General features: G+C 35.2%; 16 protein-coding genes. 4 read left to right on the forward strand and 12 right to left on the reverse strand.

Translation table 11 applies throughout. The features are described from left to right. Positions 1 to 4: 4 nt before the first annotated feature. The 3 genes from FGL66_RS08180 to FGL66_RS08190 form a co-directional block, all read right to left on the reverse strand. Positions 5 to 565: a biotin transporter BioY gene (locus FGL66_RS08180; RefSeq protein WP_180809324.1), complete on the reverse strand. Its 561-nt coding sequence runs from the start codon at positions 563 to 565 to the stop codon at positions 5 to 7. Positions 566 to 664: 99 nt separating this feature from the next. After that, positions 665 to 1,528, reverse strand: a complete 864-nt coding sequence (locus tag FGL66_RS08185; protein WP_180809325.1) for an ROK family protein — start codon at positions 1,526 to 1,528, stop codon at positions 665 to 667. Next, complete coding sequence (locus FGL66_RS08190; RefSeq protein WP_180809326.1) at positions 1,521 to 2,183, reverse strand: FadR/GntR family transcriptional regulator; 663 nt, start codon at positions 2,181 to 2,183, stop codon at positions 1,521 to 1,523. Before FGL66_RS08190 ends, FGL66_RS08185 begins: the two co-directional genes overlap by 8 nt. A gap of 423 nt (positions 2,184 to 2,606) precedes the next feature. Between FGL66_RS08190 and FGL66_RS08195 the strand changes: the two genes are divergently transcribed. Both FGL66_RS08195 and FGL66_RS08200 read left to right on the forward strand, forming a co-directional pair. Next, complete coding sequence (locus tag FGL66_RS08195) at positions 2,607 to 3,488, forward strand: N-acetylneuraminate lyase (RefSeq protein ID WP_180809327.1); 882 nt, start codon at positions 2,607 to 2,609, stop codon at positions 3,486 to 3,488. 553 nt (positions 3,489 to 4,041) lie between these two features. After that, positions 4,042 to 5,562 (forward strand): sodium:solute symporter family protein, encoded by a 1,521-nt coding sequence (locus FGL66_RS08200; protein WP_180809328.1) that lies wholly within the window; start codon positions 4,042 to 4,044, stop codon positions 5,560 to 5,562. A gap of 55 nt (positions 5,563 to 5,617) precedes the next feature. Here the strand turns inward: FGL66_RS08200 and FGL66_RS08205 are convergent, their stop codons facing one another. The 8 genes from FGL66_RS08205 to FGL66_RS08240 form a co-directional block, all read right to left on the reverse strand. Continuing rightward, positions 5,618 to 6,535 carry an ABC transporter substrate-binding protein gene (locus FGL66_RS08205; RefSeq protein ID WP_180809329.1) on the reverse strand — a complete coding sequence of 306 codons (918 nt, stop codon included), beginning with the start codon at positions 6,533 to 6,535 and terminating at the stop codon, positions 5,618 to 5,620. 140 nt (positions 6,536 to 6,675) lie between these two features. After that, positions 6,676 to 7,074, reverse strand: a complete 399-nt coding sequence (locus FGL66_RS08210; RefSeq protein ID WP_180809330.1) for a YbaN family protein — start codon at positions 7,072 to 7,074, stop codon at positions 6,676 to 6,678. A gap of 96 nt (positions 7,075 to 7,170) precedes the next feature. Next, positions 7,171 to 8,325, reverse strand: a complete 1,155-nt coding sequence (locus FGL66_RS08215) for an acyl-CoA dehydrogenase family protein (protein ID WP_180810507.1) — start codon at positions 8,323 to 8,325, stop codon at positions 7,171 to 7,173. Positions 8,326 to 8,499: 174 nt separating this feature from the next. After that, complete coding sequence (locus FGL66_RS08220; protein WP_180809331.1) at positions 8,500 to 8,847, reverse strand: transcriptional regulator, SarA/Rot family; 348 nt, start codon at positions 8,845 to 8,847, stop codon at positions 8,500 to 8,502. Between the two features lie 455 nt (positions 8,848 to 9,302). Then, a complete protein-coding gene (locus FGL66_RS08225) occupies positions 9,303 to 9,656 on the reverse strand; it encodes a DoxX family protein (protein ID WP_180809332.1) in 354 nt (117 codons plus the stop codon). A 12-nt stretch (positions 9,657 to 9,668) separates the two neighbouring features. Continuing rightward, entirely contained in the window at positions 9,669 to 10,721 is a 1,053-nt protein-coding gene (locus tag FGL66_RS08230; protein WP_180809333.1) for an LLM class flavin-dependent oxidoreductase, read from the reverse strand. Positions 10,722 to 10,991: 270 nt separating this feature from the next. After that, the gene (locus tag FGL66_RS08235; protein ID WP_180809334.1) at positions 10,992 to 11,330 is read right to left on the reverse strand and encodes a PH domain-containing protein; all 339 of its coding nucleotides are present in this window, start codon (positions 11,328 to 11,330) and stop codon (positions 10,992 to 10,994) included. Between the two features lie 230 nt (positions 11,331 to 11,560). Beyond that, positions 11,561 to 12,637 carry an NAD/NADP octopine/nopaline dehydrogenase family protein gene (locus FGL66_RS08240; protein WP_180809335.1) on the reverse strand — a complete coding sequence of 359 codons (1,077 nt, stop codon included), beginning with the start codon at positions 12,635 to 12,637 and terminating at the stop codon, positions 11,561 to 11,563. 279 nt (positions 12,638 to 12,916) lie between these two features. On the opposite strand from FGL66_RS08240, the gene FGL66_RS08245 reads away from it, so the two are divergent. Together FGL66_RS08245 and FGL66_RS08250 are read left to right on the forward strand one after the other, a co-directional pair. Further along, positions 12,917 to 13,282, forward strand: coding sequence for a DUF4870 domain-containing protein (locus tag FGL66_RS08245; protein WP_180809336.1), 366 nt, complete (start codon positions 12,917 to 12,919; stop codon positions 13,280 to 13,282). 128 nt (positions 13,283 to 13,410) lie between these two features. Further along, the gene (locus FGL66_RS08250; RefSeq protein ID WP_180809337.1) at positions 13,411 to 14,364 is read left to right on the forward strand and encodes a 2-hydroxyacid dehydrogenase family protein; all 954 of its coding nucleotides are present in this window, start codon (positions 13,411 to 13,413) and stop codon (positions 14,362 to 14,364) included. 68 nt (positions 14,365 to 14,432) lie between these two features. Here FGL66_RS08250 and FGL66_RS08255 read toward each other — a convergent pair whose 3' ends face one another. Beyond that, complete coding sequence (locus FGL66_RS08255) at positions 14,433 to 15,560, reverse strand: FAD-dependent monooxygenase (RefSeq protein WP_180809338.1); 1,128 nt, start codon at positions 15,558 to 15,560, stop codon at positions 14,433 to 14,435. Positions 15,561 to 15,589 lie beyond the last annotated feature (29 nt).

Here is a 15,589-nt window from a genome sequence, read left to right on the forward strand (position 1 = left end):
TTTTTTACGCTGCCATTTGTTTCATTATACGCGAAGTCACTGGGTTTTTATATAGTGCTACTGCAATTAACGATGCAATAACGGCTTTAATGAGATCTCCCGGCAAAAATGTAAGAGAGAGCCAAAGCGCTTTGCTTATCGGCATATGAATTACAAATGCCATTACAATTGCACCTACTGTATCAAGCAAAATAACACCAAAAATCAGAATAATAATAAAAATACGACCAAAACTTAACTTTTCAAATTGTAAATCTCTTACCCATCCAATTAGAAATGCTGAAACGGCATACATAACTAAATAACCTGCAGTTGGACCAAGAAAAACACCAAATCCTCCTCGGCCACCAGATAACAATGGCGCACCTACCATAACAAGTAATAAAAAGACAATCACACTTAAAGCACCATATTTACGCCCCAATAAAATACCTGCTAAGAAAATCCCAACATTTTGTAAAACAATCGGTACAGGCATAAATGGTAATGGAATCGCTGGAATAAGCCCCATTACGGCAATAATTGCAGTCATTAATGCTGCATAAACTAAAAATTTTGTGTTCAATTCAATTTCCTCCCATAATACACGAAATCAGAATCATATAATTCAATTAAGACTCTATCTTGTATTATAGCACTATTGTAAACTATAAATCTATAAGGTTTACAATAAAGATGTTGCTCCTATTAACGCCGCATTATTTTGAAGTTTTGCAGTTTTAATTTGAGCATAGCCATAATGTTGGGGTAAATATTTAGCAATCTGGGGTTCAATCCATTGTAATAATTGGGTGCCTTGTGCAGAAACACCTCCCCCAATAATAATCCAATCTGGATCATACATAATTTGAATTTCTGCAATACCTCGCGCAACTTCTTCTCCCCAATGTAACAGTTCATTTATCGCGATAGTATCTCCAGCCGATGCACGTTCAAACCATTGGGGGATCGATGGATTATCATACCCTCGACTTTTCAATTGATGTTTCAAACCATTTGTCGATGCACGTTGTTCATAATTGTTTTTTGTATAAGGATCATAAAGCAAATTACCGATTTGATTCGGTCTATGGCGTGCACCTGTCATTAGACCAAATGTACGATTGTAATAACTTCCACCTATACCCGTACCTAAAGTTAAACAAAACACACTTTCGACATTTTCAGGCACATACATCAATTCTCCTAGAAGTGCAGCATCTACATCATTATACACATGAAGTTGATCCGACAAAGGAGATAAATATTCAGCAAAATCAGTCCCTGTGTAGTCACGTATATTGGGATTGGCATAAGCAATTTTACATGCTTCACGATTAACTGCTCCCGCTGTTGAAATACCAACCTGTACATCTCGAAGTTGGTAGCAATCTATAAAATCGATAAGCTGTCTTTTTACCGTTTTAATGATTGCATGATTAACATTATCTGGTGTACGTACTTTTTGGTACCCTGTCAATGTTCCATTATCTTCAACGATGGCAGATTTAATATATGTTCCACCAATATCGAATGCTACTTTAGTCATAAAATTCTGCTCCTCTCATCAAATGCGCTGTTAACAAGGATTTGGCACGACTAAATGCGTGCTCTTCTAATGCATGATAGATCTGTTGATGTTCTTTCATACTGCGCAAGTTATCTTCCATAGATGTTTCGATAGGTGTACGATAAAAGTATGCTTGTACAACCGCACTCATCTGTTTAAATAATGAAGATTCTACTGCCATCAATATCTGTTCATGAAACATTTGATCTACACGACTATCGAAGTCTTCTACATTGTCAACAAGTGTTGCAGCGATTCCATCAAGGGTAGACGCCTCACGTTCAATCACATCAATCGCTGCAAGTTCAAATGTTAACCGTAACATCATCAAATCCTTTAAGTTGCCTTTTGATACTTGAAAACTAAATAAAAAACCTTCAATTAATGGCGTAATATCTTGTTCTTTCACCAGTGTTCCTCTACCCTGTACACTCTCTGTAACCCCTGTATTTTCTAAATAACTTAGTGCTTCTCGTACAACGGATCGACTCACATCGTAGTCTTCTGCTAACTGTCGCTCCGTCGGTAGTCTATCTCCTACACTAAGTTGCTCTGTTAATATATACTCTTTAATCTTTTTTACTACGATTTGCTTCAAACTTTGGCGCGATGTTACTTCCCTATTATTATTCAATTTACTATTCCTTCTTCTTCATTTTTATTGTTCTAAGACATCGTATACTTTAAATACTATGCAAAATCATAAAATCCTTGTAAAATATCAACTTTATATTTTACGCTCTTTGAGCCATTCCGATAGAGCATATTGTTTTTCTGCGTCACCCTATCCTCTATATTCTTCTTATCACCTTATACTTCATATTTACATACAATGCACTGATTAACAATGTCTGTAATAAAGGGCTTATTATAAACTATCAATACAGTATTCATTTCATGAAAGTTTATCATCTTAGAAAATGAAACTAAAATCTTTGTAAATAGATCATGCTGATAATTTTATTTTTGTAGTTGACCTACCATTTGTTAACGCTTACAATTAAATTATAAATTGGTCAGACCAATATTACAAACTAAAATTTTGGAGGTCTTTGTCGTGAGCAATCACTTAAAAGGATTATACGGTGCACTACTTGTTCCGTTTGATGAATACGGTCAAATTAAAGAAGACGGACTTCGCCAAATTGTAAGAAATGCAGTCGATGTCCAAAAGCTAGATGGATTATATGTCAATGGCAGTTCTGGTGAGAATTTCTTGATGAATACTGCACAAAAAAAAGAAGTTTTTCGTATCGCTAAAGATGAAGCACAAGATCAAATTCATCTTATTGCACAAGTCGGTGCTTTAGATTTGAATGAAGCCATTGAACTCGGTCAATATGCTACTGAACTCGGTTATGACGCATTATCAGCAGTAACACCTTTTTACTATCCATTTACCTTTGAGGAAATTCGTGATTATTATTTTAAAATTATTGAAGCTACAAACAATAAAATGATTATTTATTCTATCCCTGGATTAACAGGTGTAAATATTTCTATCCAACAATTTAAAGAACTGTTTGATAATCCAAATATTATTGGCGTGAAATATACTGCTCCCGATTTTTATTTATTGGAACGTCTACGCAAAGCGTTTCCAGATAAACTTATTTTCTCTGGATTTGATGAAATGCTTGTTCAAGCTGCTATTTCTGGAGTTGATGGTGCAATCGGCTCAACTTATAATATTAACGGTATCCGTGCACGTGCTACTTTTGAAGCGGCACAAAACGGTGATGTTCAACATGCTTATCAACTTCAACATGAGACAAATGACATTATTGAAACGGTATTAAACATGGGGCTTTATCCAACATTGAAAGCAGCCCTAGCTGAAAAAGGAATCGATACTGGATTACCTAAAGCACCTTTCCATCCTTTCAATGAAGTATATCGTCCAGAACTCAAAGCACTTATCAAACAATATCATTTATAAGATGTAGTTTTACACTTCGCATACACGTATCGACAATAAATATCAGATATATACCTTTTATGTCTTAATAAGGACAAATAGCATTAGAAGCTGGGACATGGCAAAGATGATCCTAAATCAGTACGTAAATATTTGTAACAAACTTTTTACTGTTAGCTGTTCTTGGTGGGATGGGGCTACGAAAATTCTTTTAAAAAAAGTATTTCTGCTCCTATCCTTATCACCTTGCTAAAATCGATTAGAGCGATGAAATCTTCTCAGCTCCATCCTACGTTCTATAACTATTGGATTTATATATTTAATTGTCTCCATTAATACGTGTATTTTATTTAAAACCGAATGATAGCGCTTACTTTTATTGGTCGTATTTTGACTTGAACATCATGTCTTTTAATATTGGATCTATTTATACAATAATGGCAGTGACTGACTGGGTTGAAAACGTACTTTCTCCTCTTTTGAATTGAGTCATTATCGCCTAGATAGATCAATAATACTTTGATATTTTAATAAATTTTATTATCTATTCCCAAGTATGAAAGGGGTTTTAACTATGGAAACAGTAGGGTTTGGATTTTGGAACTGGGTTGCACTTATACTTTATTTATTGCTTATGCTTGCAATTGGCGCCTTTTTTACTAAGCGTGCTGGTAAAGATACAGAAAGCTTCTTCACCGCAAGTGGACGTCTACCTGCATGGGTTGTTGGTTTTTCCATTTATGCTACGACACTAAGTGCCATTACGTTTATGTCAACACCAGAAAAGTCATTTTTAACAGACTGGTCATATATTGCAGGTAATATTGCTATCGTTGCAATTATCCCATTATTAATTTATTTTTACATTCCATTTTTCAAAAAATTACGCGTCACTTCTGCTTACGAATATTTAGAAGCTCGTTTTAATCCAGCTGTTCGCGTTATCGGTTCTTTATTGTTTGTTCTCTTCCATTTAGGACGTATTGCTATCGTGATTTACTTGCCAACACTCGCGATCACAGCCGTTTCAGACATCAACCCATACGTTGTCGCTAGCCTTGTCGGGGTACTATGTATCATCTATACATTTTTAGGTGGATTCGAAGGGGTTGTATGGAGTGACTTTATCCAAGGTGTTATTTTATTAGGTGGTGCACTCGTCATTATTATTATGGGAATCTCACATATTGATGGTGGTCTTTCGACTATCGTACATGACGCGGTTGAAAATAAAAAACTCATTAGTGCCGACAATTGGAAATTTAATGCAGCTGCAGCAGCTATTCCTATTATCTTTCTCGGTAGTATTTTTAATAACTTACAACAATATACAGCCAGTCAAGATGTGGTACAGCGCTATCAAGCATCTGAATCATTAAAAGAAACTTCTCAATCTATTTGGACTAATGGTGTTTTAGCTCTTATTTCTGCACCACTTTTTTATGGTATGGGTACTGTACTCTATGCATTTTACACGCACAATGTCGCATTGCCTGATGATTTTAATACATCTTCTATTGTACCGTATTTTATTTTGACGGAAATGCCACCATTCGTTGCTGGCCTTTTAATTGCAGCGATTTTTGCAGCAGCACAGTCAACTATTTCCTCTAGTTTGAACTCTATTGCAGCATGCTTGTCTGTCGATATTAAACAGCGATTTTTCGGTAAAAAAGATGAAAAGTCAGAAGTACGCTTTGCCCGCCTTGCTACCGTAGTTGTAGGATTATTAGGCATGCTCGTATCACTCTACCTTATTGCTGCCGACTCAAGTGACGTATGGGACTTATTCTTATTGATTACAGGGTTATTTGGTGTACCTATTGCTGGTATTTTTGCAGTGGGTATCTTTACCAAACGTACACACGGTATCGGTGTTATTATTGGTATCATTGTAGCAGTTGTCGCCAGCTATTTCTTACAAGGTATTGGTGGTGCAGGTTCACCATTCTATACATCGATTTTAGCGTTTATGATTGCTTTTATCGTTGCTTATATTGCCAGTGTAATTATTCCTACGCCTCAAAAAGACATTTCCGGCTTAACCATTTATGACAAACATACAGCTGTTACATATCAAAGAAAAGTAAAATAATGGATGTTATGTAAAATTAAAAAGCTTGGATCACTTTACGGATCCAAGCTTTTCGTTATTTTTCCATTAACTGTTCCTTTAATTCTTTGCGCATCACTTCTAATGTATATGGATCATTATACCAGTAAACACTTGTATCTACTTTAATTACACGATCATTTTGTACTGCTGGTAAATTTTTCCACATATCTGTTTTTTGGAAGTCAGGTTGCGATGAATCTTTTGACTGCGCACTCACAACAATATCCCCCGCATATTTAGCAATTTCTTCTTTGGAGATTTCTGTCCAGCCTTGTTTATCAGTCGCTTTTTCTAAATCATCTGGCATTTGTAAACCGAAAGCTTGATAAATAACTTCACTACCGCGTCCCCAGTTTTTACCATATGCATAGATTTTCTTATCAAAATCTTCAAAGATTGAAACGGTCGTATCTTTGCCGAGATGCTCTTGAATATCTTTACTGTCTTTAGCTGTTTGTTCTTCCCAATCTTGTTTCCATTTTTTGGCTTTATCTTCTTTACCAACAATCGTTCCTAATAGTTCTTGTTGTTCAAGATAATTGTATTGCCCATAATCAATAGCGAGTGTCGGTGCAATTTTTTGTAATTTTTTCAAGTTTTTGTCTGTATTATAAGTAATAATTAAATCTGGCTTTAAAGAGGCAATCTTCTCAACATCTTCTGCTCCTATTTTTTCTGTACCTTTAAGCTTTTCTGCTAAAATCGGACTTTGATCTACACTATCCACCACACCGACAAGATTGGCGTCAAGATATTTTAACCCCCCAGCATACGTTGGTGCTAAAACTGCAATACGTTTAGGATTTTTAGGGATATCCACTTTCTCCTTGCCATCTGCTGTTTTTAATTCTATTGACTTCATTTCTTTTTTAGATTTGTTATCACTGCTACTTTGACTACACGCAGTAAGCACTAAAACAAGCACTAATAAAGGAACTAATAATTTTCTCATTTTTACCTCTCCTACATTTCAATTGATAATGATTATCAATATTATATTCCGTTCATTTCAAATTTGCAATCTTTTTATTATCATGACAGCAAAGAAAAACCAAGTCCTGTGGCACACTTACCATCTTGACTTGGTATTCTTTATTGAATTCGATTATTGTTTCGTCTTTTATCATGGCTTTTAGGTAGCGTTTTAACCCATGTAAAGAGTACTGTCGTTTGTATGGCAAGCATGATCATCAAACCTATTCGTACCCAAAACAAATCGACCATCCATATTGAAAAACCTACAACAATGTAAACACTGATGAGCAACTGAATTTTCTTACGCATTGTATAGCCTCTATATTTTCGAAAGTCTTCTACATACGCTTGATAAATAGTTGTTTTTATGAGCCATCCATGTAATCGCTCAGAACTTTTAGCGAAGCAAATGACTGCCACTAATAAAAAAGGGGTTGTCGGCAATAATGGTAACACTGCACCTGCAAAACCTAACAATGTAAATGCAATACCTATCGGCACTAAAAAGAAACGCATATTTGATTCTCCCTTATTAGATTAATTCTATTATATAAGGGGAGATATCAACTTTCAACGTACATTCTATTTAATAGCACATATGATAATGACTCTTTATTGGCCACGTTCTGTTAAAGCATGATGTGCAATATTAGTATATGCCATATCTTCCATTGGTGGATTATGAAGACCTGCACGCATATCTCGATAATAACGTTGTAGTGGACGCTCCATCTCTAAACTTTTAGCGCCTACAATACGCATAGCTAGATCCACTACTTCTAATCCTTCATTCATAACAATAATTTTACTTGCTGCTGTTTCGGCAATAATACTCTCATCTTCTGATTTATTTTGATATGCATGTGCCGTACTCCACAACATATGACGTGCTGCAAGTAATTTTGTCTCCATCTTACCTAAATTTTGCTGAACAACCGGTAAATCACTAATTGTCCCTTCAATGCTATTCGGACTATGTGACAGACTAAAATCCAGTGCATAATCACGTGCAGCTTGAGCAATACCTAAATACGTGCTTGGAATATGCAATAACCATCCATTTTGAAACTTAGGTCCCTCTCCCTTAATTTCAACTAAATATTTCTTCTGTACTTTCACATCATTCAAAATTAAATCATGGCTTTCAGTCGCTCTCATCCCTACAACGTTCCAGTTATCAGCCACTTCTAATCCTTTGGCGTCTTTAGGTACTAAGAAAAAACCGACTTTATCCATATCTGGAATATAGGCTGCTACAATAACATGTGTCAAACCTCTGCTCATAGACGTAAATGTTTTAACACCATTTAATGTATAGGTATCTCCCTCCAGAATTGCGTGTGTGGCGGGTCTTCCTCCGCGTGTCGGACTACCTGTTTCTGCTTCACTTACCGCCCTATTGATTAATGCCCCGTGTTTAACTGATTGAGCAAACGCTTCTAAAATGGCATTATCCCACAACTGTCTTTCAAAGAGTTCTCCAACAAGTCCAATATGCCATCCGATAGATAATGCCGTTGCACCATCTATCGATCCTAATACCGTTTGCAGAACTACCATGTCTTCTATTGTTGCTCCTGCTCCACCATATGCTTTAGGTAATGTGAGTTGTGTATACCCAGAGTCAACGAGCCACTGGATATTCTCATAAGGAAAACGACTATGTTGATCATTTGATTGTGCATATGACTGAAATTGAGTTCGTTGACTTTCTAATTTTTGGATCCATTCCCGTTGAATATCTGTTTGAATTAAAACTGACTTCACCATATCATCCACACCTTTATTCTTAGTTATTCACTCGACATTATAATATAAATTGCTTTAAATTCATATATTTGTACAAAAAATCATCATATTGTCATAAAATTTCATTCAATAAGAAGGCGATACAATTGTCTCTATACCCTAGAGCACATTGCATCGCCTTGTTATGATCTATTAAAATAATTGTTCAATCTTAGTAAAGAGTGCATCTATTTTGCGATATTGTGGTTTGCTTACCTCCACAATCACTGTACGCTCATCTTTTTCATTTCTTTTTTTCGACAAAAAACCAAGTTCCTTTAATTTTTGAAGTGCCTTCGTAATATAATATGGTTTGAATTCTGAAGCACGAATAATATCCTTCACATTATATGTAGGATATCTATTTTCATGAATAAATGTTAGAATAAATAGCTCCTCATATGTTAAATTGTGTTCACGTTTGATAGTTGCTTGCAAATACTTCGTCGTATGGCTAATCGTCATCAGCTCTCTCATATCTTTTACTGCGTATTTTTCCATAAAAATCACCCCTAATGATGCATCTCCAAGCTGATTGTATATGTTTATAAACTTTATAAACTTGGAATTTAAAATGTTTTATAACTATATTTTAAATATTATTCACTTTGTTTTCAATCCTTTTTCTTTCTTTACTCTCCTCTTTTAATTAAAAATTATTCTTCACATTTAGTCTTTTTAGGGTTATAATTCTTGTTTTTAGCTATAAAAAATGTTTAAGATGCTTGAATATAAAAATCATTTTAAAGACAAAAAAGAGGAGCAGGATAGAAAACCTATTTTACAAAAAGTTTTCCTAATCCTGCTCCAGCAAAAGTGACTAGAAATGAAAAGTTTGTTAAAACGCTTTTTCATTCCAGACATCTACTGCCATTTATAGATTCTCCCCATGTATTTAGGGGTATTTTTTCTATATTGTATCTTTTTTATCGTTAAATCTTTCTTTAACGCATATATTATTTTTCTGATGTAATCGTATCAGCTAAACTAATAGCTGCAAGCTCTACTAAATCAATAGCAGCTTGTGCACCTTCTTTACCATGCCCTGCCTGTAAATGTTTTGCAATTGCAACACCTAGCACACCCAATGTAACAATTGAACCCATTTGTGACAGACGTTTACTAAATAAACTCAAACTAAACATCCCTGCCGCTGCTACTTCTGCTGCACCTACAACTTTAACCAAGTCTGGAGACAAATTAAATTGTTCAAATGCTTGTTTCATTCCTTCGTCACCTTGTAGTTTGGGTTGAGCAGCTTGGTATAATTCTTTTGCAAGTTTTAAGTTGGTTGCGTATCTTGCGATCATGTTATCTCTCCTTTATTTATCTTCAAAATATTTATCAACGATCGGTTTGACTTGTTCACCTAATAGACGAATTGAATTCATTATACGTTCGTGAGGCATAGATCCTATTGGGAGATGTAACATAAAACGTGTAATCCCCAGTGCCTCCACAGTATCAATTATTTTTTGTGCAACTGTCTCTGGACTTCCAACATAGAGTGCACCATTTGAGCTAATCTCTCTTTGATAATGCTCTATTGTAAACGATGGCCAGCCTCGTTCTTTTGCCAAAACATTATGATGTTGTTCTGTTGGACGGTAAAACGCTCTCTGTGCTTGTTCATCTGTTTCAGCTATATATCCCCAAGAGTGTGTTGCAACCTGTAATGCTTTACCATCATAGCCTTGCGACTCAGCTGCTGCTCTATACATTGCTACATTACGAGCAAAGCGTTTAGGGTTTCCACCAATAATAGCATAAACAATAGGTAAACCCAGTTGTCCTGCTCTAATAGAAGACTCTGGTGTTCCCCCAGTTGCAAGCCAAATGGGCAGCTCATCTTGAACAGCTCTCGGATAAACACCTAAGCCATTAATACTTGGGCGTAACTGACCTTCCCAATGCACCACTTCATTTCGATTAATCGTCATTAATAAGTCTAACTTCTCATCGAATAATTGTTGATAGTGATTCAAATCATAACCAAAAAGAGGAAAAGATTCAATAAATGAGCCTCGTCCAGCCATAATTTCTGCACGACCTTTTGATAGTCCGTCTAATGTAGCGAATTGTTGATATACACGTACTGGATCATCTGATGACAAGACGGTTACGGCTGATGATAATTTAATATGATGTGTCATTGTTGCAGCTGCTGCAAGTACTGTTCCTGGATCCGATACGGCATAATCTGGACGATGGTGTTCACCCAAGCCATAAACATCTAATCCCACTTGGTCAGCTAGTTTGATTTCTTCTACAATATCTCTAATTCTTTCTGCATTTGATAAAGCTGGAAATTGACCATTTTCTGTGTAAATTTCTTGGTTATCTCCAAACGACGTTAACCCTAATTCGACTTTCACGCTATACACCTCTTCCAAGTATAAATTTTATACTTATATCATAGCTCTATTTTTTATACCTGTCAACCTTATGATTTTGAATAGATTATTAATTATTAAATTAAAAGCTTAATCATAATCTATCGTTATATTTCATCGCACATTCCATACCTCTATTAACACTTTAATTGTAAAGACATCACCTTTTTATATTAAAAAAGCGGGACAGCTTATGCCATCCCACTATAAGAGGTTAACCCCATATTTAATATATCAATGATGTATTCATAACTATCTCTTATTAGACTTTTCAATCTGTCGTTGTACATATTCTATAAATTCTGAAATGTCCCCGTTTTGAATTTCTCGCATTGCAACTTTACCTACTTCAAATCCCATCCAGATCGTATCTTCTATTTGTTCCACGCTTGATATTTCATTGTAAGGAATATTGCGATAATAAAATTGACCATTCATATCTACATTCATAATTAGACGTTCATTCGTTGCAATATAAGCACCTTCAAACTCACGTTGTTCGTTCACTTTATACTCAATTTTTCCTAATACAGCAGGCCCCTGTTTTTCAGTTGGAAACAAATCTTCTGGATTTATTCTATCTAAAATCATCTAACCCCTCCTTTTTAATCTAAGACATCCTTTAATGTTTATCTATCTATATTTTCCATTTTATAATGAAAAAAGGGCGCTAGCAATATGGATAACATACCGATATTGCTATACGCCCAAAATATAAAATCTCTAAAGAAGCGTTTTAATTACATTATTTCTAGAATCATTCTTACGATTTTATGCATATACCGAGATAAATATTTTTGTGATTTATATTATCAATTATTTTAATAAGAAATCAATCCAACATTTTCACGACCTAAATAATCAATCGTCAATCCCTCATTAAAAAAGTCACGCTCTAATATTGTTGAAGCAATAACAATAATCGCATCAATATTAGGCGTCGGTACATTGATCTCACGACCTAAACTTGACCACAGTACCAATCCATAGGCAATATCTTCTGTTAAATAACGATTATTTACTTTGTGAGGTCCTGGAATACGTGAAAAAACTGGGCTATGATTAAAAATTTTATTAAGTGGTTCTTCTTCCATTTCACGTTCCAAGTAACCTCGTTCAATACGTGCTTCTTTCGCTGTTTCAAGTTCAAACCCTAGCTTACGCCCTAATGATAAACGCTCTTGTTCAACGGCATGCAATAAACGAACGGTATGCCTCGTAATCCCTTCCTTATAAAGTGCAAAATGATCACTGTAATCAATACGTCCTACATTTAATAAAGTTGGTCCCGGATGTACCTCTGGGTTACCATTTTCCAAGTTTGTACGCCATAAGCTTTCTTCTTTGACAATATAAGGATAGATTTGTTCTATTTTATTAAATGCCATTACTAAATCTTTCTCATCAAAAGTTGAAAAATAAACTTTGCGCACTTTTAATGATAAATCTACTGTTGCCGTTTCAAAATCGACACGCGTTCCATATGTCAATGTATTCGCTTCAGCAAAGACTGGACGTGTATCCAGATGATATTCATTTAATACTTTAATAAAACGTGCTGATCCCATTGCTGCCGCCATATTAAAAAATACGATTTGATCTTCTCTTAAATAATGCACCATCAATTCTGCATAATATTCAATAAAAGATGAAGGGATAACTAACATGACCACCTCTGCATCTTTCAATACATATTCCATATTGTCGCTAATTTCCGTAAAATTGATAAAACATGTTTCACCCTCATTATTATAGTGAAATCCTCCCTGTTCAATTGCTTTATCAAATTTATCAATAGATTGATTACGACAATACAACTTCACGTCATGTCCTTGATCTACCATATCTACTGCTGCTGTAACAGCCCCATTACCTGAACCTACAATTGCAATTTTCATATATACCCTTCTTTCTATAATTGATTTTTATTACTATACCCTATAAGTGAACTTATCAGCATCGTATCAAAATACATTATAAAAATAAATGTTTTTAATAGCATTTATGAATATTGGTAATACATATCGTTCATTTATAGCTCTTACCTCCCTATATCTTCATCCTTGTACACTCTGATGTAAACTTTAGTATAAATTTCTTTTTATTCTATATCTATTGAATTTTATATGTATAAATGGGTAAACTACTATAAATATAAATTTTTAGGAGGGAATATTATGGAGACACCTCATACTGATACACAACAAACACACCCCATTCAACCTACAAGCGATGAAAGGTTAATGGCTGTATTAATTTATGTTCTTCATTTTTTCACAACATTTATAGGTCCTGTAATCATTTGGCTTGTTAAGCATGATGAATCTGAGTTTGTAGACAAAACTGGGAAAAACTATTTTAATTTTATCTTTTCATATTTGATTTGGAGTACTATCTCTTTCATTTTAATCTTTCTTTTAGTTGGAATTGTTTTATTTCCTATTGTCTTATTACTTTCATTTATTTTTAACATTGTAGCCATCATCAAAGCATATCATGGTGAGGATTATCTGCCTCCTCTATCTATTCGTTTTTTTAAATAATTAATATGCCTTGATGTCAAAAATCTTTTAGTGAGATATGACTTGCCAATCTATGTATTCACACACGCATTTTCATTGTATTATCGTAAACGTTTTCTTATACTTGAGTAGAAAGGTGGGAATGTACGATGAAAAAAGTATTTGTTGCAGGCCCTATTCCAGACAAAGGGCTCAAGCTATTAGAACAACATTTTGAGGTAGAGATGTACGAAGGAGAAGGCATTATTGATAAAGAGACTTTAAAACAAGGTGTTGCAGATGCTTTTGGTCTTGTCAGTCTATTATCCACAGAGGTAGATCAAGATGTTATAGACAGCGCAAAGCATTTAGAATTTATTGCTAATTATGGTGCAGGATTTAACAATGTTGATGTCGACTATGCACGTCAAAAAGGGATTGATGTATCTAACACGCCAAAAGCATCAACGAATGCAACTGCTGATTTGACAATGGGTATTTTGTTAGCTGTTGCACGTCGTATTCCTGAAGGAGATCAACTTATGCGCCATGAAGGCTTTAATGGCTGGGCACCTCTATTCTTTAGAGGTCGTGAAGTATCAGGTAAAACTATTGGTATTATTGGTTTAGGTGAAATTGGTAGTGCCGTAGCACGCCGTGCAAAAGGTTTTGACATGTCTATCCTTTATACAGGGCCTCACCAAAAGAAAGAACGTGAGGCTGAACTAGGTGCAGAGTATGTTGATTTAAATACACTATTACAACATTCAGATTTCATTGTAATCAATGCTGCATATAATCCTAGCTTACGTCATATGATTGATACTGAGCAATTAAACCTTATGAAACCTACCGCTTACTTGGTTAATGCTGCCCGTGGTCCGATTGTTCACGAACAAGCTTTACTTGAAGCCTTACAAAACAATACTATCGAAGGTGCTGCGTTAGATGTTTATGAGTTTGAACCAGAAATTACAGAAGGCTTAAAAACACTGAACAATGTCGTCATCACACCGCATATCGGTAATGCAACATTTGAAGCACGTGATATGATGGCTGAAATTGTTGCTCAAAATTTAATTAAACAAGCACAAGGTGAAAGACCAGACTTTATTGTCAACTAATCCTATATAGCGAGAGTATGGCACAGAACGCTTTTTAACCATTAGAGATTTCTGTGCCATACTCTCGCTTATTTACTTTTTGTCTTGTACAAAAATTTGAGTTGTCGTGCAATTATCCATGTCGGTAATTTTTGAATGCATTTATTCCGAATCTTCATTGTGATACGACCGCTTTTTTGAGCAATTCTTCCTATTTTGCGTGAACGTTTAATGACTTTACGTGTATGTTTCACTCTCAATTTATCGTAGCGTGCTAAAGCATCAGATAACGTATCATATGTCTCTAATACATTTGCTAGTATGATGGCATCTTCCATTGCTTGTCCTGCACCTTGGCCCATATTAGGCGTCATTGCATGTGCAGCATCTCCTAATAGTACAATGCGCTGATGATAAACAAATGTTTTGAGTGGTTTTAAATCATAAATATCATGATGTAAAATACCTGTTTCTCCTTGTTTATCTAATATTTGACGTACTGGCTCTGGATACTGATTAAAATAAGCTTGTAAATGAGGTTTATTGAAGCTTTTGAACTGCAAGTCACTTTCTTTAGCGTTAATTGCTGCAAACCAATATGCTTCACCATTTAATAGTGGCACAATGCCAAATCGACCTTTTGTCCCCCAATACTCGTAAGCGGTGTTCTCAAGATTAGACATATCCGTAACGATTCCTCTAAAACATGTGTATCCTTGATATTGTACTGTTGAATTAGGACATACTGCTTGTCGCACGATAGAATGTATACCATCTGCTCCTACGACTAAATCAAATGTTTGACTCTCATGACTCTGGAAGTGTAAACGAGCAAGTGTTTCCGTCACTTCTACTGCCGTTACTTTATGATTCAAGTGCAACATCTCTTCGGTAATATAACTTGCAATCGTATCAACAAGTGTTTGACGTAATACTGTCACATGAGTGGCTGACGTTTCAAAAGGTATATCCATCAATACATGACCTTGTTCATCTAACATTTGTGTCTTACGTAGAAGATGTCCTATGTTTTTAATTCCTTTTGCCAAATCATGTGTCCCAAGTTTTTCAATAACATTGTCACCAATTCCGATACCTGCTCCTACTTCTTGAATTGCTGATTGTTTTTCAAAAATATGCACTTCATGCTGTTGCGCTCTTAGCAATGCCGCCAATGTCAATCCACCAATACCTGCACCTACAATACCTATTTTCATGATATTCACCCCATTTATCTACTTATCTC

The sequence above is a fragment of the Staphylococcus sp. 17KM0847 genome (assembly GCF_013463155.1).
In the GTDB taxonomy this organism is placed as follows: domain Bacteria; phylum Bacillota; class Bacilli; order Staphylococcales; family Staphylococcaceae; genus Staphylococcus.

Bases quoted from the DNA above. Each gene is read 5' to 3' on its own strand.
- FGL66_RS08185 (WP_180809325.1), bottom strand. From the start codon at position 1,528: ATGACTAAAGTAGCATTCGATATTGGTGGAACATATATTAAATCTGCC.
- FGL66_RS08200 (WP_180809328.1), top strand. From the start codon at position 4,042: ATGGAAACAGTAGGGTTTGGATTTTGGAACTGGGTTGCACTTATACTT.
- FGL66_RS08205 (WP_180809329.1), bottom strand. From the start codon at position 6,535: ATGAGAAAATTATTAGTTCCTTTATTAGTGCTTGTTTTAGTGCTTACT.
- FGL66_RS08210 (WP_180809330.1), bottom strand. From the start codon at position 7,074: ATGCGTTTCTTTTTAGTGCCGATAGGTATTGCATTTACATTGTTAGGT.
- FGL66_RS08220 (WP_180809331.1), bottom strand. From the start codon at position 8,847: ATGGAAAAATACGCAGTAAAAGATATGAGAGAGCTGATGACGATTAGC.
- FGL66_RS08225 (WP_180809332.1), bottom strand. From the start codon at position 9,656: ATGATCGCAAGATACGCAACCAACTTAAAACTTGCAAAAGAATTATAC.
- FGL66_RS08235 (WP_180809334.1), bottom strand. From the start codon at position 11,330: ATGATTTTAGATAGAATAAATCCAGAAGATTTGTTTCCAACTGAAAAA.
- FGL66_RS08240 (WP_180809335.1), bottom strand. From the start codon at position 12,637: ATGAAAATTGCAATTGTAGGTTCAGGTAATGGGGCTGTTACAGCAGCA.
- FGL66_RS08245 (WP_180809336.1), top strand. From the start codon at position 12,917: ATGGAGACACCTCATACTGATACACAACAAACACACCCCATTCAACCT.
- FGL66_RS08250 (WP_180809337.1), top strand. From the start codon at position 13,411: ATGAAAAAAGTATTTGTTGCAGGCCCTATTCCAGACAAAGGGCTCAAG.
- FGL66_RS08255 (WP_180809338.1), bottom strand. From the start codon at position 15,560: ATGAAAATAGGTATTGTAGGTGCAGGTATTGGTGGATTGACATTGGCG.